Source organism: Nonomuraea fastidiosa (genome assembly GCF_042751225.1).
In the GTDB taxonomy this organism is placed as follows: Bacteria; Actinomycetota; Actinomycetes; order Streptosporangiales; family Streptosporangiaceae; genus Nonomuraea; species Nonomuraea fastidiosa.
Genome location: NZ_CP170570.1, coordinates 2,263,180 through 2,285,965 on the forward strand (window position 1 = coordinate 2,263,180; position 22,786 = coordinate 2,285,965).

A 22,786-nucleotide genomic window follows, 5' to 3' on the forward strand; every position below is an offset into this window, starting at 1 on the left:
ACGAATTCTCAGAGGATTCTGAGAATCACCGCCCTATCGTCCGGTCATGCGCGACATCGAACTCACCGCTCCGCTGTGTCCCGCCGATCTCCGCCGCGCCGCGGCTCCCGTGTCCGTTCTCGTCGATCCGAGCGTGCGCGGCCGCGTCGAGCGCGGCCGCGGCTACCTGCGCGAGGTGCTGAGCGAGGAGGATCGCCCGGTGTACGGCGCGACCACCGGTTTCGGGGCGCTCGTCGGCTTCGCCGGCCGGGAGGATGAGGCCGACCAGTGCGACAACACGCTCGCCCATCTCGGCGCGGGTCAGGGCCCCGACCTGCCGCTGGAGGTGGCCAGGGCGGCGCTGCTGGTCCGCGTGTGGTCGCTGGCCCAGGGCCTGTCCGGGGTGTCGGCGCACGTGGTGGACGGGCTCGCGGCGATGTTCGGCACGACGTTCGTCCCGGCGGTCCCCCGCTACGGCTCGGTGGGCGCGAGCGGCGACCTCATCCCGCTGGCCTACGCCGCCCAGGCGCTGCGCGGCCGTGGTCACGCGTACGTGGACGGGCGGCGCATGCCCGCCGCCGACGCGCTGGACGCGGCCGGGCTGAAGCCGCTCTCGCTCGACGGGCGGGACGCGCTGGCCCTCGTCAACGGCACCTCGCTCACCACCGCCGCGACCGCGCTCGCCCTGGACAGCGTGCGCGCCTCGCACCGGGCCGTGCAGACGCTCACCTGCCTGCTGGCCGACCTGCTCGGCTGCGATCCGCAGTTCCTCGATGCCCGCCTGCTCGCCGCGTACGGGCATCGCGGCGCGGCGGACGTCGCCGGCGGCATGCGCAAGACGCTGTCGGGGACACGGCCTTCGGGGACGCGGGCGCTGCAGGAGCCGTACAGCATCCGCTGCTCGCCGCAGCTCCTGGGCGCGGCCGAGGACGCGCTGCGGTACGTGGACGGCGTCGTCGCGGCCGACCTCGCGAGCGTCAGCGACAACCCGCTGTTCTTCCCTGAGGACGACCTCGTGGTGCACGGCGGCAACTTCTTCGGCCAGCCGGCCGCGTTCGCATCCGACGTGCTGGCGATGGTGATCGCGCAGCTCGGCAACCTCGCCGAGCGGCAGCTCGATCTGCTCGTCGATCCGGGGCGCAACGGCGGGCTGCCGCCGATGCTGGCCGCCGGGCCCGGCCGGCAGCACGGCATGCAGGGCGTGCAGCTCGCCACGACGGCGTTCGTCGCCGAGCTGCGGCGCGCGGCGGTGCCGGCGGGGATGCAGAGCCTGCCCACGAACCTGCACAACCAGGACGTGGTGCCGTTCGGGACGCAGGCGGCGCTGCGGGCGTACGACATGGCGGGGCTGCTGCGGCTGCTGTGCGGCTCGCTGGCCGTGGGGCTGCGGCAGGCGGCGCACGTCGGCGCGCGCCGGCCCACCGCCCCGGCCTGCGCGGAGCTGCTCGACGCGCTGGCCGAGGCGATCCCGCCGATCGACCCGGACCGGCCGCTGGACGAGGACGTCCGCACGGCCGCGGATCTGCTCACCGGGGTGAGTCAGTAGGGCGGCGAGTCAGCAGGGCCTCGGGTCAGTAGAGTGACGGCGTGGCAGGTGAGCAGCAGCCGAGTGCGCGCGTGGACAGCTGGATCTGGGCGGTACGCCTGATCAAGACCAGGTCGATGGCGGCCGACGCCTGCCGGGGCGGTCACGTGCGGGTCAACGGCGTACGCGTCAAGCCCGCCCACGCCGTCCGCCCCGGCGACGAGGTGCGGCTGCGCCACGAGGGGCGCGAGCGGATCGTCGTCGTCTCCAAGATCATCAACAAGCGGGTGGGCGCCGCCGTGGCCGCCGAGTGCTACGTCGACAAGAGCCCTCCGCCGCCGCCCCGCGAGGAGATCGTGCCGGTCGCCGTACGCGCGCGTGGCGCGGGCCGCCCCACCAAGCGCGAGCGCCGCGACATCGAGCGGCTGCTCGGCCGGCGGGCCCGCCGCGACTGAGCGCCCGCCGTGCGGCGAGCGCTCAGCGGGCGGGCGTGCGGGGCCGGTTCCACCACAGGGAGAGCCCCAAGGCGGTGCCGATGAGCAGCGCTCCCCCGGCCGCGAACAGCGCGGCCGTGTCCACCTTCTCCCGCACCACGGTGAACGCGGCAGGCAGGGAGCCGAGCGCGGTCTGCAGCTCGTCGGCGTTCTCGGCGCGGTGGTAGGAGCCGCCGGTGGTCTCGGCGATCTTCTTCAGCGTGGCCTCGTCGATGCTGCGGACGTTGCGTCCGCGGTCGAAACCGCCCCTGCCCCAGCCGCCCCATGAGCCGAAGCCGCGCCCGTCGAACTGGGAGCTGTCGCACACCATGGGCGCGGGGGTGGTGGTGCCGAAGCCGATCGGGAAGACGCGTACGTGGCGCAGCGCCGCCTCCTGGGCGGCGGTCTGCGGATCGACTCCCTGGGTGTTGGCGCCATCGGTGAGCACGACGATCGCGGCGGCGGCGTAACCGGCCTCACCGGCGGGCGGGGTGGCGCCGGTGGGCGCGACGGACGGGTCCACCTCGGCGATCGCGTCGATCGATGTGAGCATGGCCTGCCCGATGGCGGTGCCGCGGCCGGTGACGAGGTCGTCCAGGGCCTCGATCAGCGCGTCGGTGTCGTCGGTGGGCGGGACGAGCAGTCCCGAGGTGCCGGAGAACGTGACGAGCCCGATGCGCGGCCCGCCCCGCTGCGACTCGACGAACTCGGCGGCGGCCTTCTTCGCGGCGGTCAGGCGGTTGGGTTCCACATCCGTCGAGCACATGGACATGGACGTGTCGAGGGCGAGCAGGATCGTCGCCGACCGCTGCGGCACCGGCACCTCCGCCTGCGGCCGGGCGGCGCCGACCGCGAGCAGCGCGAGCCCCGCGACGAACAGCGCCGGCGGGACCTTCCTGATCCACCGGGTGCGTCCCGGCACGGCGGCGCGTACGAGCGCGATCGAGGTGACACGTACGGCGGCCCGTCTGCGGCGGCGCAGCGCCCACCAGCGCACGGCGAAGATCAGCGGGATGACCAGCGCGAACAGCAGAGCCCACGGCCACGAGAACGTCACGTCAGATCACCCCCGAGCATGTCGATGTCGGCGGCATTCAGATCACCCGTCCAGAGCGGAGCACGGTGAGCGCCGCTCCTGCGGTGAGCAGCGCGATGGCGAGCCAGATGAGCCCTCCGGCGAGGGGCAGCGGCTCGTCGGAGACGGTGAGCCGCAGGTCGATGGAGTCGGCGATGCCGTCGAGCCGCGCGGCGTCGGAGGCGGGGTGGTACTCGCCGCCGGTGGCGCGCGCGATCTGCGTCAGGGTCTCCTCGTCCAGCGAGGTCTGCAGGTGGTAGCCGTCCACCTTGACCGTGGCCCCCGCGGTGGTGCCGACGCCGACGGTGTGCACCTGTACGCCGGCCGTCTGCGCGATCTCGGTGGCCTTTTCGAGGTCCCGGCCCTGGTTCTGGCCGTCGGAGAACAGCACGATCGTCGCCGACGGCCAGTAGCCGATGTCGGGTATGTCGCCGTCCTTGCCGATCGTCACCTGCTTGCCGCTGATCGCCGTCAGCGAGACCGCGATGGCCGCGCCCAGCGAGGTGCCGCCGGAGATCTTCAGCCGGTCGATGGCCTTGAGCGCCTTGGCGTGGTCGGGATCGGGGCGCGCGGTGGTGAGCGCACCGCGTTCGAACGCGACGACCCCGATGTCCACGCTGTCGGGCTGCGCCTCGACGAACGCGCGCGCCGCCCGCTGCGCCGCCGCCAGCCGGTTGGGTGCGACGTCGTCGGCGCCCATGCTGTTGGAGACGTCGATGGCGAGGATGACGGTGCCCGCCGTACGGGGCACCGGCACCATGGCCGTGGGACCCGCCGTGGCGATCGCCAGGACGGCGACGCCGGCGATCGTCAGGCCGGTGCCGAGGCCGGCGCCGAACGACGTACGGCGGCCTCCTGACAGGACGACACCCGCGGCGGCCAGCGCCGCCCTGCGGCGGCGGGCCGAGACGACGGCCGCCCAGGCGAGCGCCGCCGTCACGAGCAGCCCGGCGACGAGCAGCAGCGGGGAGGACAGGGTCATGACGCCTCCTCCACCGGGGCGATGGGTCCTGTGATCATGAGCGCCTGTCCCTGGTCTTGGCGACCACCTCGACGAGCGTCTCGGCCAGGTCGCGGTCGGTCTCGACGCGGTGCACGGGCACCCCGGCGCGGCGCATGCCCGCCGCGAGCCCGGCGTCGCGGGCCTCCACCGCCTCGCGGAACCGCACCCGCAGCAGCGGATCGGCGGAGTCCACGACGAGCTGCTCGCCGGTCTCGGCGTCCTCGACCACGATCAGCCCGGCCTCGGGCAGCACGTCGTCGGCGCTGTCCACGATGCGCAGCGCGACCACCTCGTGCCGGCGGGCCAGGCGCTGCAGCGAGCGTTCCCAGTCGCCCTCGCCGATGAAGTCGGACAGCACGAGCACGAGGGCGCGGCGGCGGGCCAGCCGTCCGGCCGCGTCCAGCATCGCGGCCAGGTCGGTCGTGGCGCCCCGCTTGGCGGCGCGCTCCGCGGTGCGTTCCAGCTCGGCGGCGATGCGCAGCGCGTGCTTGCGCGTCGTCCCGGGTGGCACCACGCGCAGCATGCCCGTGTCGTACAGCAGCGCGCCCACCCGGTTCCCGCTGCGCCCGAACAGCCGGGCGAGAACCAGCGCCAGCTCGGCCAGCACGTCATGCTTGGCCCGCCCCGGGCGGCCCGCCGCCATCGAGGCCGACCGGTCCAGCACCAGCCACACGGTCAGCTCGCGGTCCTCGGTGAAGACCCGCAGGTGCGGCTCGTCCAGCCGGGCGGTCACGTTCCAGTCGATGTGGCGGGCGTCGTCGCCCTCGCTGTACGCGCGCAGCCCCGTGAAGTCGATCCCGGCCCCCCGGTACGTGGTGCGGTGGGCCCCCTGGAGCCGGCCGTCGAGCCTGCGCACGACCTTCCACTCCAGGCGGAGCAGGAGTTTCTCTGGGGCGGTCGCCATGGCGGCTCAGCGGTTCTGCAGGACGACGTCGGGGGCGCGGACCGCGCCGAGCACCCTGGTGACGATCGTGTCGGGATCGACGTCGTCGGCGAGGGCCTCGTACGACAGGACCAGCCGGTGGCGCAGCACGTCGAGCGCCAGTTCGGCCAGGTCGTGCGGCAGCACGTAGTCGCGGCCGCGCAGGAACGCGAGGGCCCTCGCCCCGGTGACGAGCGCGATGGAGGCACGCGGGCTGGCGCCGTGGGTGACGTACCGCTCCAGCTCGCCGAGCCCGGCGGTCGCCGGCGAGCGGGTGGCGGAGACCAGGCGGACCGCGTAGTCGATGATCGACGGGTCGACGTACACCTGGCGGGCGCGTTCGCGCATGGCCATCAGGTCGCCGGGGGTGAGCATCGGCTGCGGCGGCTCCGGCGGGCGCAGCGCCCGCGCGACGATCGCGTGCTCCTCTGCGTTCGACGGATAGTCCACGATCACCTTCATCATGAACCGGTCCACCTGCGCCTCGGGCAGCGGGTACGTGCCCTCCGACTCGATCGGGTTCTCCGTCGCCATGACCAGGAACGGCTCCGGCACCTGGAACGTCTCCCGGCCGATCGTCACCTGGTGCTCCTGCATGACCTCCAGCAGGGCGCTCTGCACCTTGGCGGGGGCACGGTTGATCTCGTCGGCGAGCAGCAGGTTCGCGAACACCGGGCCGAGCTCCGTCTTGAACTCGCCGGAGTGCTGGTGGTAGACGCGGGTGCCGATGAGGTCGGCGGGCACCAGGTCGGGGGTGAACTGCACGCGCTGGAAGGTGCCGTGGACGGCGGCGGCCAGCGACCGTACGGCGAGGGTCTTGGCCAGGCCGGGCACGCCCTCCACCAGGAGGTGACCGTCGGCGATGAGCGCGACCGCCATGCGTTCGAGCAGCACGTCCTGCCCGACGATCGTACGTTTGACCTCGAACAGCACCTGTTCGAGCGGGTGGGCCTGGTCCGGCTCTGGTCGGGTCATGGGGTCCCTTCGCGTCATATCTGCAGCCCTTCGCCGGGCGGTCCTTCGCCGTCGTCGCCGCCCAGGGCCGCGCCGATCGGCACCGCGAACGCGATGCCGGCGAACGCCTCGTCGCCTCCCGGGTCGGCGATCGAGACGACGATCCCGATCACCAGGCCGCGCGAGTCGAGGAGCGGGCCGCCCGAGCTGCCCGGGTTGGCGGCGGCGTCGAACTGGATGAGCCCGTTCAGGTCGCCGTCGTCGGAGTCGCGGTCGGCGGACCTGTTCAGGCCGGACACGACGCCGGTCGAGACGCTGTAGGTCAGGCCGAGGGGGTTGCCGATCGCGATCACGGGCGCTCCGACGGACACGGCGCCGCCGAGCGTCGCCGGGACGACGACCTCGGGCAGCTTCTGCGGCTTGAGCGTGGCGACGTCACGCTTGGGGTTCGCTGAGGTGACGGCGGCCTTGCTCTTGGTGCCGTCGGAGAAGCGCAGCGTGACGTCCTTCGCGCCTTTGATCACGTGGTACGCGGTCAGGACCGTTCCGTCGTCGGCCGCGATCACTCCGGTGCCGAGCGACTTGCCCGCCTGGATGACCACCACCGACGGCCCGACCCGTTCGAAGACGTCGGACACGCTCAACGTGGCACTGGGTGACGGCGTCGGGCTGGGGCTCGGCGCGGCCTCCCGGCCGCCCGCGCCGATGCTGCCCAGGGCGTACGCCAGCACCGCCACGATGACCAGCGCCGCACCCCCGACGACGAACCATCGGACCCGCTTACCGGCTTCGGCTTTCGGGGTGCGTCTGAGCCTCCTGAGCCTCGGCCGCGCCGTCCGCCTGCGGCACGCGCTCCATCGCCCCATAGTCATAAATCTCAGGCGAAAGTGCTACAAACTTCGCCTGAGAACTTCATGAGAACCGGCTGGGAGTCTGGGTTTTGTAGCGGCGGAGGTAGCAGTGCCGACCACCCGCATATCCGACCACCAAGTATCCGACCACCAAGGCCAGACCGTCCACGCCCGCGTTCCGCCTCCCCCTCTCCACGCCTGGCCCCGCAGCCGCGCGCCGCCCCCTCTCCCCAAGAAGCCCCGCAGCCGGGCGACGCCGCCACCACCGGACTGCGTCCCCTTCTCAGCGATCGGCCCGCAGCCGAGCGGCGGCCCCGCCACCGGGTTCCGCCCTCCTTTCTTCTCCCCATGAAGTTCGCAGCCGCGGCGGTGGGGTGATCGGGGGCGCCGGTCCGGCCGGGACAGCCGGAAGCCGCACCGCAATGCTTCCACCCCGCGGCGGGGTGTGGAGGTTTGGGGGCGCGGGGCGGGGTAGGCGTCGGCCCCGGAGGACGCGGCGAGGGAGGGCTTCGATGCGCCGGTTGCTGGCGATCGTCAACGCGGCGGCGGGCGGCGCCGCCGACGACGTCGTCTCGGACATCGTGAACGTGCTGCGCGAGCACGCCGACACCGCAGAGGTCCGGCTCGACGCGCCCGATGCGCTGGCCAAGGCCCTGGACGAGCATCCCGACCGGGACCCGGTGGTGCTGGGCGGCGACGGCAGCCTGCACCGCCTCGTCGCCACTCTGGCCGAGCGAGGAGAGCTGGCCAGCAGGACCGTCGGCCTGATCCCGCTCGGCACCGGCAACGACCTGGCGCGCGGACTCGGCGTACCACTCGATCCCAAGGAGGCGGCGCGGGCGGCGGCTCTGGGCCGGCCCCGGCCGATCGACCTGCTGCGCGACGACGAGGGCGGCGTCGTGGTCAACGCCGTGCACATCGGCGTGGGCGTGGAGGCCGCCCGTACGGCGACGCCGCTCAAGCCGGTGCTGCGCAGCTTCGCGTACGCGGTCGGCAGCCTGGTGGCGGGCGCGCGTACCAAAGGATCGCCGCTCAAGGTGGAGGTGGACGGCCGGGTGGTCGCGGACGGACGGCGCAGGGTCCTCATGGTCGGCATCGGCAACGGCACCTCGATCGGCGGCGGCACGCCCCTCACCCCCGGCGCCCACCCCTCGGACGGGCAGGCCGACGTGGTGGTCTCGTTCGCCACGGGGCCGTGGCAGCGGCTGCGGTACGGGGTGCTGCTCAAGCTCGGGCGGCACGTGGACAGGCCGGAGGTGGCCGCCGTGCGCGGGACGCGGGTCCGGATCAGCGGTCCCGCCGTGCACGTGAACGCCGACGGCGAGCTGACCGGCCCCTACGCCGAACGCACCTGGACCGTCGAGCCCCACGCCTGGCGGCTGTCCATGCCGGAGGTCGCGTCTCAAGCGACTTGAGGTCCGATAGTGGCGGGCATGGACGAGCTCTACTCGATCGGGGACGCGGCCCGCCGTACCGGGCTCAGCGTCAGCGCGATCCGCCTCCACTCCGACGCCGCCATCGTCGCTCCGCGCGGATCAGCCGCTTGTTCCCCGGTGGCCTTGGATGCTCTCGATGAGTCGCCAGACGCCCGAACTCGGGTTGGATCTCGGGGGTGAGCCGTCACCCTCGTGTTTGGTGTCCAGCTTCTGCGCGCGGTCACGGGCGACGTCGTAGCGGTCGGTCAGCTGCTCAAGCGCACGTGGGGTCAGCGCCTTCTCGCAGGACAGGTGCTTCTTGGCCAGCGTCTGCGCTAAGCCTCGTTCGAGCGCGGCCGTCTGATTCTGGAAGTGGAGCAGGAACCACAGCTCGACACACGGGTTCGAGACAGCGATGTTGATCTGGTTGTCGGCGGCCAGCCGATAGGTCTCCGGGAGGTTCGGGAACTCGTCCACATCGAACATGCACCAGTACTCGTCGAAGGCACTGCCACGACCGCGTTTCGCCTCACGCTGGTCCGCTCGTTTGCGAGCACAGGCAGCGCGTACGAGGTCGAGCGGAACGCCATGGAAGTCATCGATCTCCACGATGACGCGCTCCCTGCAGAGCCGATACCAGTGCTGCAAATACAGCACCTCGGTCTTGGTGCCTTCGGTGAACACGTAGAGGGTGCGCCTGGTGCTCTGCGCCGCCGGAACCCTTTGCGAGCGGCTTCGCGGTTTGCGGGTCACTGGTGACCGCCCGCTATGAGACGAGCGACTTCGATGAACTCCTCGTGGCTGACGATCGGCGTCGCACCGTAGCGGCCGGAAAGGTACCGCTTCCCTATGGCTTCCTCCTGGCGCGGCGACAGATCCGACAAGGGGTAGAGACGGCTGCGGCCATCCGCGAGCTTCTCGGTGAACCAGATCTGATCGCGTCCCAGGGACCGCGAACGCGTGGTGCTGCCCAGAAGCGACGGAGCATGGGAGCTGAAGATCAGCTGCGCACCGTGGGGGTTGGCCTCCGGGTCCTGGAACAGACCGATGAGCCGCTCCGTGAGCAGGGGATGCAGACTCGACTCCAGTTCGTCGACCAGGAGGACGGTCCCCGACTGCAGAGCCTCGAAGACGGGCCCCACGATCCCGAGCCAGACGAGAGTGCCCAGCGACTCCTCCGACACGTTGAAGTCCACGTCATCCCGCACGCCGCGGTGACTGAGCACTAAACCCAGCTCAGTGAGGTCGATCTCCGGAAATCCCTCGGCATCGTCCTCATGCCCGGCCAGGATGAGAATGGCGCGGCGGACCCGTTCGAGCACCTTGGGGTCGGGTGGCCGGATCCTGACATCCGCGATGCCGAGGTCCGCGGCGCGAAGCAGCGCCAATACCTGCTCCCGGCTCGCGTCCTCGCGAAGGAGCTGTGCGGTGAACGCCCATCGCGCCTGCCTGCTCGACGCCTCCGCGAGCTTCAGGTTGCGACCGAACCAGTCGTAGAGCGGAAGCAGATCCGGATGCTCGCCCGCTGCCGCAGCCGACAGGAAGAGGGCGTTCGGCCTGACGATGCGCTCGATCGCCCTTCCTATCGTCCGCTTTCCTGCGGGTATCTCGATCTGTTCGCCGTGTGTCCGGTTGAAGATCAAGGCCGCGCGGCCATGCGGATAACGGTATGCCCACTCCTGGAGAACGCGCCGGCTGTCCACGATGACGCCGTACTCGTGACGGACGCCGTTGAGCACGAGATCGATCTCGTAGCGGGTCGGCTTGTCGGCCGCCTCGGGATCGAGCCGGAAGCTGTGCCGGTGAACGCCCCCAGACGGGTCACCGGACCGAAACGAGAACAGCACGAGGTCTCTGAGATGGTGCAGCGCCTTGAGCAGGTTGGTCTTGCCCGAGGCGTTGGCGCCGAACACGCCTGCCGCGGGGAGAACCCGGAGGGGACGGCCGCCTTTGCGGTGCCAGTGAACCTCTCTCGGCACGCCCTTCTCCGCTTGAGCCGTCGCCTCAAGCGAGAAGTCCAACTCGTCATAGAACGAGTAGGCATTCTCCGCCCGGAACGCCAGAAGCATCGAGAGCTGACCCGCCTCGCCGTCCGCCATGAGCGCGATTATTGCGGGAAATCTGCAATCTAGCAATTGAGCCTGACCGAAGTCGCGCTGACAGAGCCTCCATAGGCCGTGCGCAAATGGCTAGAAAATCGGACAACCGCCGATTAACAGAAACCTCCCGCCTCGACGGCCCGACTGGCGCTTAGCAGGGGCACACCTACAGGCCTTAAACAGTCTGTTCAAAACGTTATGTTGACAACACTGCATGAGGCGCGGGACCGTGGGTTCATGCACAGTGAGCAAACCGACCCCTTTGCCGCGCCGGATCCCGAACGGGCGCGCGCCGAGCGCGTCCACGCCTCCCTCTTCCGCATCGCCGAGCGCCACGCCGCCACCGACGAGCAGCGCAGCCGTCAGGTCCACCCCTCGGCGCTCGCGCCGCACGAGGCCGTCAGGCTTGTGACGTTCCTGCTCAGCGGGGCCGCACAGCTCGACGACGGCGAGCCGGAGGTGGACAGGGCCGACATCACCGCCGCACTGACCCTCGTCCCGCTGGTGCGCGGCGAGCTCGACGCGCTGGAGGCCGGGCTGCTGCGGATGGCGCGCGGACGCGGCATGACCTGGCAGGAGATCGCGTACGGCCTGGGCCTCGGAACGGCGCAGGCGGCGAGACAGCGCTACGAGCGCCTGGCCGGACGCACCGCGACCGCCGAGGAGGGCGCGGGCTGACTTTGGGCCTTGCGCGGGGCCAGGGCGTCCGTTAACTCTTAGGAAAGTTTCCTAAGAAAATCGAGGGAGAGATCTCGTGCGTAGACTCCTGGCCCACCTGGCCGCGTTATGCCTGGCCGCGGGGGTGCTCGCGGTGCTGATGCCGAGCGCGGCGAACGCCGCCGCCTGCGCGAGCCCCTGGAGCTCCTCGGCGGTCTACACCGGCGGGGCGCTGGTGTCGTACAACGGGCGCAACTACCAGGCCCGGTGGTGGACCCAGGGCGAGACCCCGGGCAGCGCCGAAGTCTGGTCCGACCAGGGCTCCTGCACCGGCGGCAGCAGCGGGGGCGGGACGAGCTGCAATTACCCGAACTGGGTGGCCGGGCAGTGGTACCCGGTGGGCAGCATCGTCCGCTACACCGACGGCAACCACTACATCGCCGTCCACGAGAACCCCGGCTACGACCCGGTGATCAGCCACTGGTACTGGGACCCGTACACCTGTGACGGCGGCTCCACCGACCCGAACCCCGATCCGTCCGGGTTCGTGGTGAGCCAGGCGCAGTTCGAGCAGATGTTCCCGAACCGGAACGGCTTCTACACCTACAGCGGCCTCGTCGCGGCGCTCAGCTCGTTCCCCGCCTTCACCGAGACCGGCAGCGACACCGTCAGGAAGCAGGAGGCGGCGGCCTTCCTCGCCAACGTCAGCCACGAGACCGGCGGCCTCGTCCACATCGTGGAGCAGAACACCGCCAACTACTCCCACTACTGCGACACCCGCCAGTCGTACGGCTGCCCGGCCGGCCAGTCCGCCTACTACGGCCGCGGCCCCATGCAGCTGAGCTGGAACTACAACTACAAGGCCGCCGGTGACGCGCTCGGCCTGCCGCTGCTCACCAACCCGTGGCTGGTCGAGCAGGACGCGTCCGTCGCCTGGAAGGCGGCCGTGTGGTACTGGATGACCCAGACCGGCCCCGGCATCATGACCCCGCACAACGCGATCGTGGGCGGGCACGGCTTCGGCGAGACCATCCGCAGCATCAACGGCGGCGTGGAGTGCAACGGCGGCAACCCGGCCCAGGTGCAGAGCCGGATCACCACCTACCAGCGCTTCACCCAGATGCTCGGCGTCTCCCCGGGCGGCAACCTGTCCTGCTGATGCCTCCCCGGACAGCCCGCTCTTACCGAGCGGCGGTCCCTTCCTGGACGGCCCGCCCGCCCCCGTGTGGCGGGCCGTCCCATGTCCCGTCCGGCCCTGCCGGCGCTCCGTACAGTCCGGCTGACTCCGTCCGGCCCCGTCGGCTCCGTCCGGTCCGCAGTTCGGGACGGGCCCGTCACATGAAGCCGGCGAGCCGATCCCCCGACACCAGCGCGCCGACCCTGCGCACCGCCTGGTAGTACGACCAGGCCAGGCGGTCGCACACTCTCCTGCGCGCCCCTTGGTGACCCGCGCACACCTGGCGCATGTCATGCAGGAAAGCGTCGTCCACGTGGGCCTTGTTCTCGTCGAACCGGCTCACCGCCTTGTAGTTGCGGTAGCCGAAGTCGTGCCGCGTGCAGGGCATCGTGAAGTCGAAGCCGAGCGGCTTGTCGGGGCTCGCCGAGCACTGGTCGGTGGACCAGTCGAAGGCGTACGCGGCCCATGACGCCTGATCGGCCCAGGCGCTCCGCCAGGCGGCGGCGCTTTCGTCGGTGGGCTGGGTGAACGCGGCGAGCGCGGCCAGCTTCTGCTCCAGCGTCACGGCGTACGCCGGAGCCGGGTACGCCAGGACGGCGGTGGTCATGGCGAGAGCGGCGAAGGATCGTCCGAGCATGAGAGCCTGCCTGTCGTGCCGGAACCTGTCCAGGCAAGCGTCACCTGATCACCCGTCGCGGCACGGGGAGACACGCGGCGGTTCTCCCCAAGTTCCGCTCATGATTCTCAGTAGATGCGGTACTTCTTGCCGCAGTTGTCGAACTTCCCGGCCCAGCAGGTGAACGTGTACACCTTCTGGATCCCCCGGCCGCTCCACGTGCCGACGACCTTGCCGTCCCACGCCTTGTTGAACTTCACCCAACGGCCGTTCCGGTACACCTCGAACCAGACCCAGCCCTTCTTACCACCGCGCTTGTCCACGCCGTACCACTTCGTGAACACCTTGCCGTGCGACTTCCACGTCTCACCGAACGTGTACGCCTTGTAGTCGCTGGAGAAGAACTTCCCCCACGTGACCGTTGCAGAGTGAGCGGTGCTCGCGGTCGTGGCCGAAGCGGCCTGCGCCGGACTGCTGATCGCCAGGCCGGTAACGGCCATCGAACCGGCAAGGGCGGCGATCGCCAAGGTCTTCCGCATTTCGGGTTCCTCCCCGTCATTCGGTGTGTTCCGCTTGATGACAGGGACAGTACGGAGCTTCACCCCGATCAACTGTGGACGAATACGCACAACGACCGTGACGGCCGTCACACTCCGATGTTGAGACGCTCACTTATGCAGATGAGCGTAATGACCATGGACCGTCTCACTGTATGGCCGTCACCATGAAGGCATGCTGGTTCTGGCTCTCGTCACCCTCCTGCTGCACGGCGCCCTCATGGGTCTCTTCTACGCCTTCTCCATGTCCGTCATGCCGGGCCTGAACGCCATCGACCCGGCCCACGCGGGGGCGGCGATGCGCAGTATCAACCGCAAGATCCTCAACCCGTGGCTGTTCATCGTGTTCATGGGCTCGCCGCTGGCGGCTTTGGTGACCGGGATCGTCACCGGGTCCGTCTGGTTCTACGCCGCGGCGGTGGTCAACGGCGTCGGCTCGTTCCTGGTCACCGTGGCGATCAACGTACCGATGAACAACGCCTTGGACGCGGGCACGATGCCGTACCAGAAGTACGCGCCGCGCTGGACGCGCTGGAACACGATCAGGACCGTGGCCTGCGCGGTGAGCCTCGTCCTGACCGGTATCGGCCTGACCGCGCTCTGACGCCGGCACCACCCGCGAGGCGGTGCCGGCGCTGATGGCAGGATCGGGCGTGTTCCACCTCACGCGTCATGAGAGGCACCCGCAGATGGCACCCAACATCGCCACCGCCCGCCGCGTCGAGCTCCCCGAACTGCTCGACTTCCTCCGCCCCCGCCACCACGGCCTGCTCTCCACCACCCGCTCCGACGGGCGGCCCCAGCTCTCGCCGGTCTCATGCGGTGTGGACGACTCCGGCCGGATCGTGGTCTCCACCTACCCCGACCGCGCCAAGGCCATCAACGCCCGGCGCGACCCTCGGGTGTCGATCTGCGTGCTGTCCGACGACTGGAACGGCCCGTACGTGCAGGTCGACGGACGGGCCGAAGTGCTCGACATGCCGGAGGCACTGGAGCCGCTGGTCGAGTACTACCGGTGCATCGCGGGCGAGCACCCCGACTGGGACGAATACCGCGAGGCCATGCGCCGCCAGGACAAGTCGCTGATCCGCATCACCATCGAGCGGTGGGGGCCCATCGCGACGGGCGGCTTCCCTGCCCGCCTGTTCCAGAACGACTGACCGGTCCCCGCTGCGGCGGACCGTCACCCCTTCAGGGCGCAGAGGGCCTTGTCCAGGGCGCCCTCGACGTGCTGCTGCCCCTCGACCGTGGTCGGCAGGTGGGTGACCGCGATGGCGGCGGCGCGGCCGTCCTCGGTGGCGGCGTTCGTCGTGTAGTAGCCGGGGATGGCGCCGCCGTGACCCCACGCCGTGCCGCCGCAGGACAGCTTGACCGCGCTCAGGCCGAGCCCGTACCGGCCGCCGGGGCCGAGCTGGGGCGCCTTGACCGTGGTGCGCATCTGCTTGAGCTGCGCGGGCTTGAGCAGCTTGCCGTCGAGCAGCGCGGTGAAGAAGCGGTTCAGGTCGCTCGGCGTCGAGATCATCTGGCCGGCGGTCCACGCGCTGGACGGGTCGGAGACGGACACGTCGGTCATCGGCTTGGCCGGGTCGTCACGGTGGTAACCGGTGGGGTGGGGGTCGCGGATCTTCTGCTCGCCGACGCCCGGGAAGTAGGTGTGGGTCAGGCCGATCTTCTTGATCGTCCGCTTGGTGATCTCCTCGGCCGCCGGACGGCCGGTGACCTTCTCGATGATCAGGCCGGCGACGATGTAGTTGGTGTTCGTGTACGACCACTTCGTGCCCGGCGCGAACTGCGCCTTCTTCTTCAGCGCCATGTCCAGCAGGTCACGCGGCTGGAAGTAGCGGTGCTGGTACGGCAGCGCGCCCTTGGCCAGGAAGTCCGTGTACTCGGGCAGGCCGCTGGTGTGCTGGAGCAGCTGCCGTACGGTGATGCGGCGGCCGTCGATGCCCTTGCCGCGCAGCAGCCCCGGCAGGTACTTCTCGACCGGGCCGTCCAGCTTGATCTTGCCTTCGCCCACGAGCTGCAGGATCGTCACCGCCGTGAACGTCTTGGTGTTGCTGCCGATGCGCACGTACCCGTCGGCGGGCGGCTCGCCCTTCCCGGCCGTGTAGTCGGTCATCTCGCCGTCCCTGTCCTGCACGGTGGCGATGGCGGCGGGGAACTTGTCCTTGGTGACCAGGTCGTCGAGGAGGTCCTGCACGACGGCGCCCGAGGCGTCGGCGGTCTTGGTGGCGTACGTGGCCGTGGCGGCGTGTGCGGCGGTCACGGCGGGGCCGGCCAGGACGGCGAGGGCGAGGGCGGAGGTGCCGGTCCAGCGAAGGGTGCGTCGAGTGATCATGCGCCCAAGCTACTGACGGGCACCTGGCGCCATCGATCCCGCAGACGCGACACCCTAGGTAGGGCTACCTGTACCATCCCGGCACCGCCACGGGCGGAGTGGCGGCTATCCGCCCGGTCGAGAAGTTGCGCACCCTCCCTTCACGATCCCGCTGATCACCGCGTGCAGGGCAGCGGTACACCCGCCCGCGCCTGAACGCCCGCTGATCACAAGGGTCGAGCAGCGGCCCGCCCGCCCGGCCGAGGACGTCCGCACCCGCCATCACGGGCCCCGCCGACCGGCGGATCGCCGCACCTGAGCCCCCGTCCTCCCGCCTACGCCTCCCGGGCGCGCAGGATCGCCTCCAGTGCCGCCCGTACGGCGGCCCGCGTCGGTTCGAGCATGACCCCGCGTTCCCGCAGCAATCCGACGGACTTCTCGCGGAGCAGGCCGAGCAGCATGTGCTCGGTGCCGACGTAGTTGTGCCGCAGCTCGGCCGTCTCCAGCAGCGCGGCCTGGAGGGCGCGGCGGGCGTCAGCGCCGATGGGAAGCGTGTCGGGTGACCCGGGGCCGGTGGTGAGCTCCCGTTCGAGGTCGGCGCGGAGCACGGCGGGGTCGGCGCCCTGGGCGGCGATCGCGCGTACGGCCAGCGTCTGCTGATCGTCGAGGATGCCGAGCAGCAGGTGGTCGGCGCCGACGGCGGTGCTGCCGGTGCGGCGGGCGTGCGCCTCAGCGCGTTCGAGCGCCTCCTTGGCGCGGCCGGTGTAGCGGTCGAACGCACCGGTCTGCGCGAGGTCGGCCACGGTGAGGCTGGCCCAGCGGCGGCCGTAACGCTGCTGGGCGGCCTGGCGGCTGATGCCGAGGTGGTCGCCGATGTCGGACCACGAGCAGCCTTCGGCCCTGGCCAGCTCGACGAGGTAGCCGAGCAGCCGGTCGCCGACGCCCTGCAGCTCCGACAGCACGCCCTCGGCGACGGAGAGGCGGGTCAGCGGGTCGGCGCTGTCGCTGCGTTCTTCGACGATCGACAGCAGGGCGGTGAGGTCGGGTAGCTCGGGCACCCTCCCATTATGCTGTCAACGTAATCCTTGACACTTTGCGAACGTCAAGGACATCGTTGACGCATGGACATCGCGAAGCTGGCGGAGGCACTGGACGTCCTCACGCCGGAGATCCTCGACCACTGCGGCGCACCCGGACTCTCCCTCGCCGTCGGCGTGGGCACCGAGGTGGCGCTGACCAGGGCGTACGGGCTGGCGGACGTCGCCAGCGGCCGCCCCATGACCACCGACACGGTCGGCCCCACGGGCTCCGACTGCAAGGCGTACACCGCCGTCGCCGCCCTGCAACTCGTCGAACGCGGCCTCATCGGGCTGGACGACCCGCTGGACGAGCACGTGCGCAACCCGCTCGGGGAACGTTCCATCACGCTGCGGGACCTGCTGACCCACCGCAGCGGGCTGGGCACGAACATGGGCAACTGGGACCACGTCCCGCCCCCGCCGCTGGGCGAGCACCTGCGGCGCGTGCTCACCGAGGCCAGGTCGGACGCGTACGGGGGCACGCTGCTGCCGTTCTGGGCCGCGCCCGCCGGCGAGCGCTACACCTACAGCAACATCGGCATCGCCCTGGTCGGCCACCTGGTGGAGCTGCTCAATCCCGACGGGGTGAGCTTCTCCGAGTGGGTGGCGCGGCACGTGTTCGAGCCGCTGAAGATGGGCTCGACCGTGTTCCCGCCGGCGCAGCACCCCGACCACGTGCCGGCCGAGCTGCTCGCCCGCCGCTCCACCGGGTACGCCACGCTGCCGGGTCTCCGGCTCACGCTGCCGCCGCTCTACCCCGGCGACTATCCGGCGGGGTCGGCGCTGAGCACGCCGTCCGACCACGCCCGCTTCATCCTGGCCCTGCTCAACGGCGGCCGCCTGGACTCGGGAGCGGTCCTCGCGCAGGAGACCGCCCGGCAGATGATCACCGCCCAGGCGTCCGGCGGCACCCGCATGGGGCCCAGCCCTTCGGCGTCGGTCGGCTTCGTCTTCAACGTGTTCGACGGCGGCGAGCACCCGTACATCGGGCACGGCGGCGAGTACCTGTGGGGCTGGAACCACTTCACGCGCGGCTGGACCGAAGACCGCGTTGTGCTGGTGATCTCCACCAACCAGTACGACCTCGGCGACCTCGGCCTCTCCGACCGTCCGAGCCACGCCGCCGCCCGCCTCGTCGCCGACATCGTCACCGCCTGGGTCCACGGCACCGACCCGCGCCCCCGCCGCTCCCCGGCCTCAGGCCGCAGCTACCTGGCCGGCCTGCTCGTCGGCGACCGCCTCACCACCCGCCTCGGCATCCCCACCCCGCCCACCGCCGAGCAGATCTCGGCGATGGCGTCCACCGCCGAGGCCAAGGGCGGCTGGGACCCGGACGCCTTCGCCCAAGGCGTCCGCCGAGTCCGCCTCACCGCCAACCCCCTCCTCGACAACGCCCTCACGATCCGCCGCGAACTCCCAGACCACGAGGCAGAGCTGCTCAAACGCCAACTAGGCGTCCCGAACCTGGGCGCCCGCGCCCGCACAACGTCAGCCTCGTAAGCACCGCAGACGCCCTCAGCAGTCCGCTCAGGAGATCCCCCATCTCCACCGCGGCGCCGTCGTTGTGCACCTCGGTCGAATCGAACGTCGGCCGAACCCTGCGAACGGACGCTCGCGAGCCCACCCGCATGCCGTTGGCACCGAGCTCAGTCGCGCACCGGCTCCCCGCCGCCCTGCGCACAGAGTCCCGGGCTCGCTCACGCACCGGCCCCTGCGCACGACCGCACACCGGCCGGCGGGGCCGACCACGCACCAGCCCCAGGCTCGGCCCCGCCCCGGCCCCCGCGTCCACTCGCGCACCGCCTTCCGGGCCCGACCGAGCACCCAGCCCTCAGGCGCGACCACACGGCCGCCCGAATACCCACCCACACACCGACCCCCCGGCCTCGCCCGCCCACCGGCACGCGAACGCCGACCCCGAGGTGAGTCCCCGCACAGCCATCACCCCGACGCCGCGTCCCACGCCGGCTCCCCGAGTGTGTTCGCGCGCCACCGCCGGCGCCGCCGCCCTCAACCGGTGCCGGCGGTCTCGCCGGTGCCCACCGGGACGAAGCCCGTGCCTGCCCGGTAATTCGGCGACTGGTGGCGGAAGTAGGTGTTGTAGACCTGGCAGTAGCGGCCGCCGCGGGCGAGCAGCGTGGCGTGGTCGCCCTCCTCCACGATGCGCCCGTGGTCGAGCACGATGATGCGGTCGACGTGCTCGATCGTGGACAGCCGGTGGGCGATGACGATGGAGGTGCGGCCGGCGAGCACCACGTCGAGCCCTTCCTGGATCTGCGCCTCGGTGAGCGGGTCGACGCTGGCGGTGGCCTCGTCCAGCACGACGATGGCCGGGTCCTGGATGAGCAGCCGGGCCAGCGCGACGAGCTGCCGCTGCCCCATGGACAGCGCCCGCCCGTGCTCGCCGACGTCGGTCTGCAGCCCGTCGGGCAGCGCGTCGATCCAGTCGCCGCCGCCCACGGCCGAGGCGGCGGCGAGCACCTCGTCGTCGGTCGCGTCGGGGCGCGGGTAGCGGATGTTGTCGGCGACGGTGCCGCTGAACAGGAACGGCGCCTGCGGCACCGCGCCGATCTGCCGCCGGTAGGAGGCGAGGTCGAGGGTGCGGATGTCGTGGCCGTCGATCAGCAGCCGGCCGTCCTGGAACTCGTAGAAGCGGGTGATCAGCTTGCTGAGCGTGGACTTGCCGGCCCCGGTGTGCCCGACCAGCGCCACGCTCTCGCCGGCCTCGATGGTCAGATCGAAGTCGCGCAGTACGGGATGGGCGGGGTCGTAGCCGAAGGTCACGCCGTCGAACTCGATGCGCCCGGCCAGCCGCCCGACCTGCCGCGCGTCGGTCTGCACCACCCGGGGCGGCGCGTCGATCAGCGCGAAGACGCGTTCGGACGCCGACAGCCCCTGCTGGAACTGCGACCAGAACGCGGCGATCGAGGTGAGCGGCATCCAGAAGAGCGCGACGCCCTGCAGGAACAGATACCAGTCACCGGCGCTCAGCCGCTCGTTCAGCACGGCGGTGCCGCCGAGCTGGACGAGCGCGACGGTGGCGAGCCCCGCCACGAGGAAGAGCACCGGGAAGATGCCGGAGAAGACGAACCCCTGGCGCAGCGTCACCTGGTAGCTCTGCTGGTTGATCGGCCGGAACTCGTCGTAGACCTGCTGCTCCTGGCGGAAGTTCTTCGCGACGGCGATGCCGCCCATCGTCTCCTGGAGGTTGGCGTTGACCCGGCTCAGCGAGCGCTGGGCCTGGCGGGTGCTGGCCCGCGCGATGCGGCGGAACAGCAGCGCGAGCCCCACCACCACGGGCGCGACCAGCAGCGTCAGCAGCGCCAGCTCGACGCTGCGCAGGAACAGCAGGAACGTGACGAACCCGACCATCAGCACCTGGCTGATCAGGTCCATCGTCAGCGTGGAGACGGTGGCGAAGTCGTCGGTGTCGGAGGTCACCCGGCTGACGATGCGCCCGGACGGCGTCTCGTCGTAGAACGACATGTCGCGCTCGAGCACCGCGTCGAAGGCGTCTTCGCGCAGCTTGAGCACGACGTCGCCGGTGACGCGGGCGCTGAAGTATTGGCGTACGAAGTTGAACACCCACCCGAGCGCCCCGGTCAGCAGCAGCCCGACGACGAACATCCAGCCGACCCGCCCGATCGTGCCGTCGGCGATCGCGTCGACGACGTAGCTGGTCAGCAGCGGCACGAACGCCTGGCTGGTGGACGACAGCACGATCATCACGGCCACCAGCACCATCGACCAGAGCTTGGGCCGGAAGTAGGACAGGATCCGGCGCAGCAGGTCGCGGTCGTTGTAGGTGCGGTCGTAGTCCTCGGCGTCGAGGCCGTCCATGATGAAGCCCATCAGCGCACGCTCCCCTGCTCGCCACTGAGAACAGCCGTCCCGGCCCCGGACCCGGACGCGCCTTCCCGGGGTCCGTCATCCTTGGACATGTCTTCCGGAGGTCCGTCATCCTTGGACGCGGCGTCGCCGGACGGGCCATCCCCGGCCATGCCACCATCGGCCCCGCGCCCTCCGGCCACGCCGGCCACGGCCGCGCCGGCCCCGGCCGCACCAGCCACGGCCGCACCAGCCACGGCCGCACCGGCCCCGGCCTCGGCCGCGCCATCCTCAGCCGCGCCGGCCCCGGCCTCGGCCGCGCCATCCTCAGCCGCACCGGCCCCGGCGGTGCCGTCTCCGGCCGCTTCACTCGCTGAGACGTCGTCGTCGCCCACCGGGCCGTAGTCGGCCTCGTCGTAGTGGGCGAAGATGCGGCGGTAGAGCGGGCTGCGGGCGATGAGCTCGTCGTGGGTGCCGCAGTCGACCAGCTCGCCCCTGCGCAGCAGCACGACCTTGTCGGCCCAGCGGATCTGCGAGAGCCGATGAGTGATCATCAACGTCGTACGCCCTTCCAACACCCGCTCGATGGCCTGCTGGATCTTGTCCTCGGTGGCCGAGTCGATGGCGCTGGTGGAGTCGTCCAGGATGAGGATCGCCGGGTCGGTGAGCAGCGCCCGCGCGATGGCCAGCCGCTGCCGCTGCCCACCCGACAGCGTGACGCCGCGCTCGCCGATCACCGTGTCATAGCCGTCGTCCAGCTCGGCGATGAACTCGGCGGCCTGCGCGTCCTCCGCCGCCCTGATCACGGCCTCGCGGTCGGCGCGCTGGCCGAGGCTGAAGGCGATGTTCTCGGCCACCGAGCGGGAGAAGAGCACGATGTCCTGCTCGATGGTGGAGATCTGGGAGCGCAGCGAGTCGAGGTCCCATGCGCGTACGTCGACGCCGTCGATGAGGATGCGCCCCGACGTGACGTCGTAGATGCGCGGCACCAGCTTGGTCAGCGTGCTCTTGCCCGACCCGGTCTCGCCGACGATCGCGACGGTCTCGCCGGGCTTGACGGTGAAGCTGATGCCGCGCAGCGCCGGCTCCCCGCCGTCGTCGTAGCCGAACGTGACATCGTCGAAGACGATCTCGCCGGAGATGCGTGCGGCGTGGCCGTCGGCGGGCTGGCACAGCTCGGTCTCGGCGGTGACGATGCCGAGGATGCGGCCGGCGGAGGCGATGCCGATCTGCACCAGCGAGAACGTCCAGATCGACATCTGGGTGGGAAAGCCCAGCATGACCATCAGCCCCATGAACGCCACCAGGTCGCCGACCGTGATCACGCCGATGCTCTGGAGGTGGATGGCGTGCCACAGGGCGGCGGCGAGCGCGCCGGCGAACAGCAGCGTCGGGAGGTAACGGGCCTGGACGAGCCCGTTGCGTACGAAGGAGTCACGGTAGCGGCGCGCGCGGGCGCGGAACCGCGTGCGTTCCTGCCCCTCCTGCGCCATCACCTTGATCACTTCGATGCCGCGCACCGCCTGGCTGAGCCCCGCGTTGAGGTCGCCGAACTCTTCGCGCATGCGCGTGGCGACCGGGTTGAGCTGGCGCATGTAGTGCCACAGCGCGAGCACGAAGACGACCGCGAACGCGCAGGGCACCAGCAGCAGCCGCGGGTCGATGGCGGCGATGAAGAGCAGCGGCACCAGCCCGGCCAGGCTGGAGTCGACGATCAGATCGACCCCCGGCGAGATCATGACGGACAGCTGCCTGATGTCGTTGGCGGCGCGGGCCATCAGGTCGCCTACCCGTTGCCGGTTGTGGAAGGTCTGGCTCTTGCCGAGCAGGCTCACGTAGAGCTCGTCGCGCGCGTCGCGTTCGAGCCGCTTGGCCAGCACCTCGCTGGACAGCCTGGCCATCAGGTCGAACAGGCCGCGCGCGAGCACGATGACCAGCAGCACGAGCACGATGAGCGTCAGCGCCCTTGCCGGGTCTCCGCTCGTGCCGAGCACGGCGTCGAACGCGGCCCCGGTGAGCTGCGGGACCGAGGCGTTGAGTGCCGTCATGATGACGGAGCCGCCGAGGAACCCGACGAGCTGGACCGGATGCCGGCGCAGGTGGGACCAGAGCCAGCGCACCGGCCCGCGCTGGTCGTAGCGCGGCCCGGAGACGTCGAACTCGGAGTTCGTCGTGGTGGCGGGCGTGGTGACGGACATGGCCTCCCCCAGGCCGGTGACGGTGGGTGTGCGTGGACTTGATGTGTACCACCGAGAACCG

General features: G+C 71.0%; 21 protein-coding genes and 1 pseudogene. 9 read left to right on the top strand and 13 right to left on the bottom strand.

Annotation, left to right across the window (positions count from 1 at the left end; translation table 11 throughout):
* The first annotated feature begins 46 nt into the window (after window positions 1–46).
* Entirely contained in the window at window positions 47–1,525 is a 1,479-nt protein-coding gene (locus ACFMQL_RS10190) for an aromatic amino acid ammonia-lyase (RefSeq protein WP_364068111.1), read from the top strand.
* A 41-nt stretch (window positions 1,526–1,566) separates the two neighbouring features.
* The gene (locus tag ACFMQL_RS10195) at window positions 1,567–1,959 is read left to right on the top strand and encodes an RNA-binding S4 domain-containing protein (protein ID WP_378785405.1); all 393 of its coding nucleotides are present in this window, start codon (window positions 1,567–1,569) and stop codon (window positions 1,957–1,959) included.
* Window positions 1,960–1,981: 22 nt separating this feature from the next.
* Here the strand turns inward: ACFMQL_RS10195 and ACFMQL_RS10200 are convergent, their stop codons facing one another.
* Genes ACFMQL_RS10200 through ACFMQL_RS10220 form a run of 5 tightly spaced genes read right to left on the bottom strand, consistent with a single transcriptional unit; the run spans window position 1,982 to window position 6,668 of the window.
* The gene (locus ACFMQL_RS10200; RefSeq protein WP_378785407.1) at window positions 1,982–3,034 is read right to left on the bottom strand and encodes a VWA domain-containing protein; all 1,053 of its coding nucleotides are present in this window, start codon (window positions 3,032–3,034) and stop codon (window positions 1,982–1,984) included.
* A gap of 37 nt (window positions 3,035–3,071) precedes the next feature.
* A complete protein-coding gene (locus tag ACFMQL_RS10205) occupies window positions 3,072–4,034 on the bottom strand; it encodes a VWA domain-containing protein (protein ID WP_364068114.1) in 963 nt (320 codons plus the stop codon).
* A 34-nt stretch (window positions 4,035–4,068) separates the two neighbouring features.
* Window positions 4,069–4,959, bottom strand: coding sequence for a DUF58 domain-containing protein (locus ACFMQL_RS10210; RefSeq protein WP_364068115.1), 891 nt, complete (start codon window positions 4,957–4,959; stop codon window positions 4,069–4,071).
* A gap of 6 nt (window positions 4,960–4,965) precedes the next feature.
* Window positions 4,966–5,952 (bottom strand): MoxR family ATPase, encoded by a 987-nt coding sequence (locus ACFMQL_RS10215; protein WP_364068116.1) that lies wholly within the window; start codon window positions 5,950–5,952, stop codon window positions 4,966–4,968.
* 14 nt (window positions 5,953–5,966) lie between these two features.
* Window positions 5,967–6,668 carry a S1C family serine protease gene (locus tag ACFMQL_RS10220; protein ID WP_378785410.1) on the bottom strand — a complete coding sequence of 234 codons (702 nt, stop codon included), beginning with the start codon at window positions 6,666–6,668 and terminating at the stop codon, window positions 5,967–5,969.
* A gap of 626 nt (window positions 6,669–7,294) precedes the next feature.
* On the opposite strand from ACFMQL_RS10220, the gene ACFMQL_RS10225 reads away from it, so the two are divergent.
* Together ACFMQL_RS10225 and ACFMQL_RS10230 are read left to right on the top strand one after the other, a co-directional pair.
* The gene (locus ACFMQL_RS10225) at window positions 7,295–8,197 is read left to right on the top strand and encodes a diacylglycerol kinase family protein (protein WP_364068118.1); all 903 of its coding nucleotides are present in this window, start codon (window positions 7,295–7,297) and stop codon (window positions 8,195–8,197) included.
* Between the two features lie 18 nt (window positions 8,198–8,215).
* A pseudogene (locus tag ACFMQL_RS10230) lies at window positions 8,216–8,311 on the top strand (MerR family transcriptional regulator); the annotation flags it as partial.
* Between the two features lie 6 nt (window positions 8,312–8,317).
* Here the strand turns inward: ACFMQL_RS10230 and ACFMQL_RS10235 are convergent.
* Both ACFMQL_RS10235 and ACFMQL_RS10240 read right to left on the bottom strand, forming a co-directional pair.
* Complete coding sequence (locus tag ACFMQL_RS10235) at window positions 8,318–8,950, bottom strand: RloB family protein (protein ID WP_378785412.1); 633 nt, start codon at window positions 8,948–8,950, stop codon at window positions 8,318–8,320.
* Complete coding sequence (locus tag ACFMQL_RS10240; protein WP_364068119.1) at window positions 8,947–10,296, bottom strand: ATP-binding protein; 1,350 nt, start codon at window positions 10,294–10,296, stop codon at window positions 8,947–8,949. Before ACFMQL_RS10240 ends, ACFMQL_RS10235 begins: the two co-directional genes overlap by 4 nt.
* A gap of 237 nt (window positions 10,297–10,533) precedes the next feature.
* Here ACFMQL_RS10240 and ACFMQL_RS10245 point away from each other — a divergent pair, with 237 nt between their 5' ends.
* Window positions 10,534–10,974 (top strand): DNA-binding protein, encoded by a 441-nt coding sequence (locus ACFMQL_RS10245; RefSeq protein WP_378785414.1) that lies wholly within the window; start codon window positions 10,534–10,536, stop codon window positions 10,972–10,974.
* A 76-nt stretch (window positions 10,975–11,050) separates the two neighbouring features.
* Entirely contained in the window at window positions 11,051–12,112 is a 1,062-nt protein-coding gene (locus tag ACFMQL_RS10250; protein ID WP_364068121.1) for a glycoside hydrolase family 19 protein, read from the top strand.
* Between the two features lie 175 nt (window positions 12,113–12,287).
* Here ACFMQL_RS10250 and ACFMQL_RS10255 read toward each other — a convergent pair whose 3' ends face one another.
* Together ACFMQL_RS10255 and ACFMQL_RS10260 are read right to left on the bottom strand one after the other, a co-directional pair.
* The gene (locus ACFMQL_RS10255; RefSeq protein ID WP_378785416.1) at window positions 12,288–12,767 is read right to left on the bottom strand and encodes a phospholipase; all 480 of its coding nucleotides are present in this window, start codon (window positions 12,765–12,767) and stop codon (window positions 12,288–12,290) included.
* Window positions 12,768–12,874: 107 nt separating this feature from the next.
* Window positions 12,875–13,285, bottom strand: coding sequence for a hypothetical protein (locus ACFMQL_RS10260; RefSeq protein WP_364068123.1), 411 nt, complete (start codon window positions 13,283–13,285; stop codon window positions 12,875–12,877).
* Window positions 13,286–13,478: 193 nt separating this feature from the next.
* Between ACFMQL_RS10260 and ACFMQL_RS10265 the strand changes: the two genes are divergently transcribed.
* Both ACFMQL_RS10265 and ACFMQL_RS10270 read left to right on the top strand, forming a co-directional pair.
* Window positions 13,479–13,907, top strand: a complete 429-nt coding sequence (locus ACFMQL_RS10265) for a DUF1772 domain-containing protein (protein ID WP_378785418.1) — start codon at window positions 13,479–13,481, stop codon at window positions 13,905–13,907.
* Window positions 13,908–13,992: 85 nt separating this feature from the next.
* Window positions 13,993–14,463: a PPOX class F420-dependent oxidoreductase gene (locus ACFMQL_RS10270; protein WP_364068125.1), complete on the top strand. Its 471-nt coding sequence runs from the start codon at window positions 13,993–13,995 to the stop codon at window positions 14,461–14,463.
* Between the two features lie 23 nt (window positions 14,464–14,486).
* Here ACFMQL_RS10270 and ACFMQL_RS10275 read toward each other — a convergent pair whose 3' ends face one another.
* Window positions 14,487–15,641, bottom strand: coding sequence for a serine hydrolase domain-containing protein (locus ACFMQL_RS10275; RefSeq protein WP_378785419.1), 1,155 nt, complete (start codon window positions 15,639–15,641; stop codon window positions 14,487–14,489).
* A gap of 314 nt (window positions 15,642–15,955) precedes the next feature.
* Window positions 15,956–16,678, bottom strand: coding sequence for a Clp protease N-terminal domain-containing protein (locus tag ACFMQL_RS10280; RefSeq protein WP_378785420.1), 723 nt, complete (start codon window positions 16,676–16,678; stop codon window positions 15,956–15,958).
* 63 nt (window positions 16,679–16,741) lie between these two features.
* Here ACFMQL_RS10280 and ACFMQL_RS10285 point away from each other — a divergent pair, with 63 nt between their 5' ends.
* The gene (locus ACFMQL_RS10285; protein ID WP_378785422.1) at window positions 16,742–18,199 is read left to right on the top strand and encodes a serine hydrolase domain-containing protein; all 1,458 of its coding nucleotides are present in this window, start codon (window positions 16,742–16,744) and stop codon (window positions 18,197–18,199) included.
* A gap of 510 nt (window positions 18,200–18,709) precedes the next feature.
* On the opposite strand, the gene ACFMQL_RS10290 is transcribed toward ACFMQL_RS10285, so the two are convergent.
* Together ACFMQL_RS10290 and ACFMQL_RS10295 are read right to left on the bottom strand one after the other, a co-directional pair.
* Window positions 18,710–20,551 (bottom strand): ABC transporter ATP-binding protein, encoded by a 1,842-nt coding sequence (locus ACFMQL_RS10290; RefSeq protein WP_378785423.1) that lies wholly within the window; start codon window positions 20,549–20,551, stop codon window positions 18,710–18,712.
* The gene (locus ACFMQL_RS10295) at window positions 20,551–22,725 is read right to left on the bottom strand and encodes an ABC transporter ATP-binding protein (RefSeq protein ID WP_378785425.1); all 2,175 of its coding nucleotides are present in this window, start codon (window positions 22,723–22,725) and stop codon (window positions 20,551–20,553) included. The genes ACFMQL_RS10290 and ACFMQL_RS10295 overlap by 1 nt, the downstream gene beginning before the upstream one ends.
* Window positions 22,726–22,786: the final 61 nt, after the last annotated feature.

Excerpts from the sequence above, each read along its gene's own strand:
- ACFMQL_RS10190 (WP_364068111.1), top strand. The coding sequence starts at position 47 with ATGCGCGACATCGAACTCACCGCTCCGCTGTGTCCCGCCGATCTCCGC.
- ACFMQL_RS10205 (WP_364068114.1), bottom strand. The coding sequence starts at position 4,034 with ATGACCCTGTCCTCCCCGCTGCTGCTCGTCGCCGGGCTGCTCGTGACG.
- ACFMQL_RS10210 (WP_364068115.1), bottom strand. The coding sequence starts at position 4,959 with ATGGCGACCGCCCCAGAGAAACTCCTGCTCCGCCTGGAGTGGAAGGTC.
- ACFMQL_RS10215 (WP_364068116.1), bottom strand. The coding sequence starts at position 5,952 with ATGACCCGACCAGAGCCGGACCAGGCCCACCCGCTCGAACAGGTGCTG.
- ACFMQL_RS10225 (WP_364068118.1), top strand. The coding sequence starts at position 7,295 with ATGCGCCGGTTGCTGGCGATCGTCAACGCGGCGGCGGGCGGCGCCGCC.
- ACFMQL_RS10240 (WP_364068119.1), bottom strand. The coding sequence starts at position 10,296 with ATGGCGGACGGCGAGGCGGGTCAGCTCTCGATGCTTCTGGCGTTCCGG.
- ACFMQL_RS10245 (WP_378785414.1), top strand. The coding sequence starts at position 10,534 with ATGCACAGTGAGCAAACCGACCCCTTTGCCGCGCCGGATCCCGAACGG.
- ACFMQL_RS10255 (WP_378785416.1), bottom strand. The coding sequence starts at position 12,767 with ATGCTCGGACGATCCTTCGCCGCTCTCGCCATGACCACCGCCGTCCTG.
- ACFMQL_RS10260 (WP_364068123.1), bottom strand. The coding sequence starts at position 13,285 with ATGCGGAAGACCTTGGCGATCGCCGCCCTTGCCGGTTCGATGGCCGTT.
- ACFMQL_RS10265 (WP_378785418.1), top strand. The coding sequence starts at position 13,479 with ATGCTGGTTCTGGCTCTCGTCACCCTCCTGCTGCACGGCGCCCTCATG.
- ACFMQL_RS10270 (WP_364068125.1), top strand. The coding sequence starts at position 13,993 with ATGGCACCCAACATCGCCACCGCCCGCCGCGTCGAGCTCCCCGAACTG.
- ACFMQL_RS10275 (WP_378785419.1), bottom strand. The coding sequence starts at position 15,641 with ATGATCACTCGACGCACCCTTCGCTGGACCGGCACCTCCGCCCTCGCC.
- ACFMQL_RS10285 (WP_378785422.1), top strand. The coding sequence starts at position 16,742 with ATGGACATCGCGAAGCTGGCGGAGGCACTGGACGTCCTCACGCCGGAG.
- ACFMQL_RS10290 (WP_378785423.1), bottom strand. The coding sequence starts at position 20,551 with ATGGGCTTCATCATGGACGGCCTCGACGCCGAGGACTACGACCGCACC.
- ACFMQL_RS10295 (WP_378785425.1), bottom strand. The coding sequence starts at position 22,725 with ATGTCCGTCACCACGCCCGCCACCACGACGAACTCCGAGTTCGACGTC.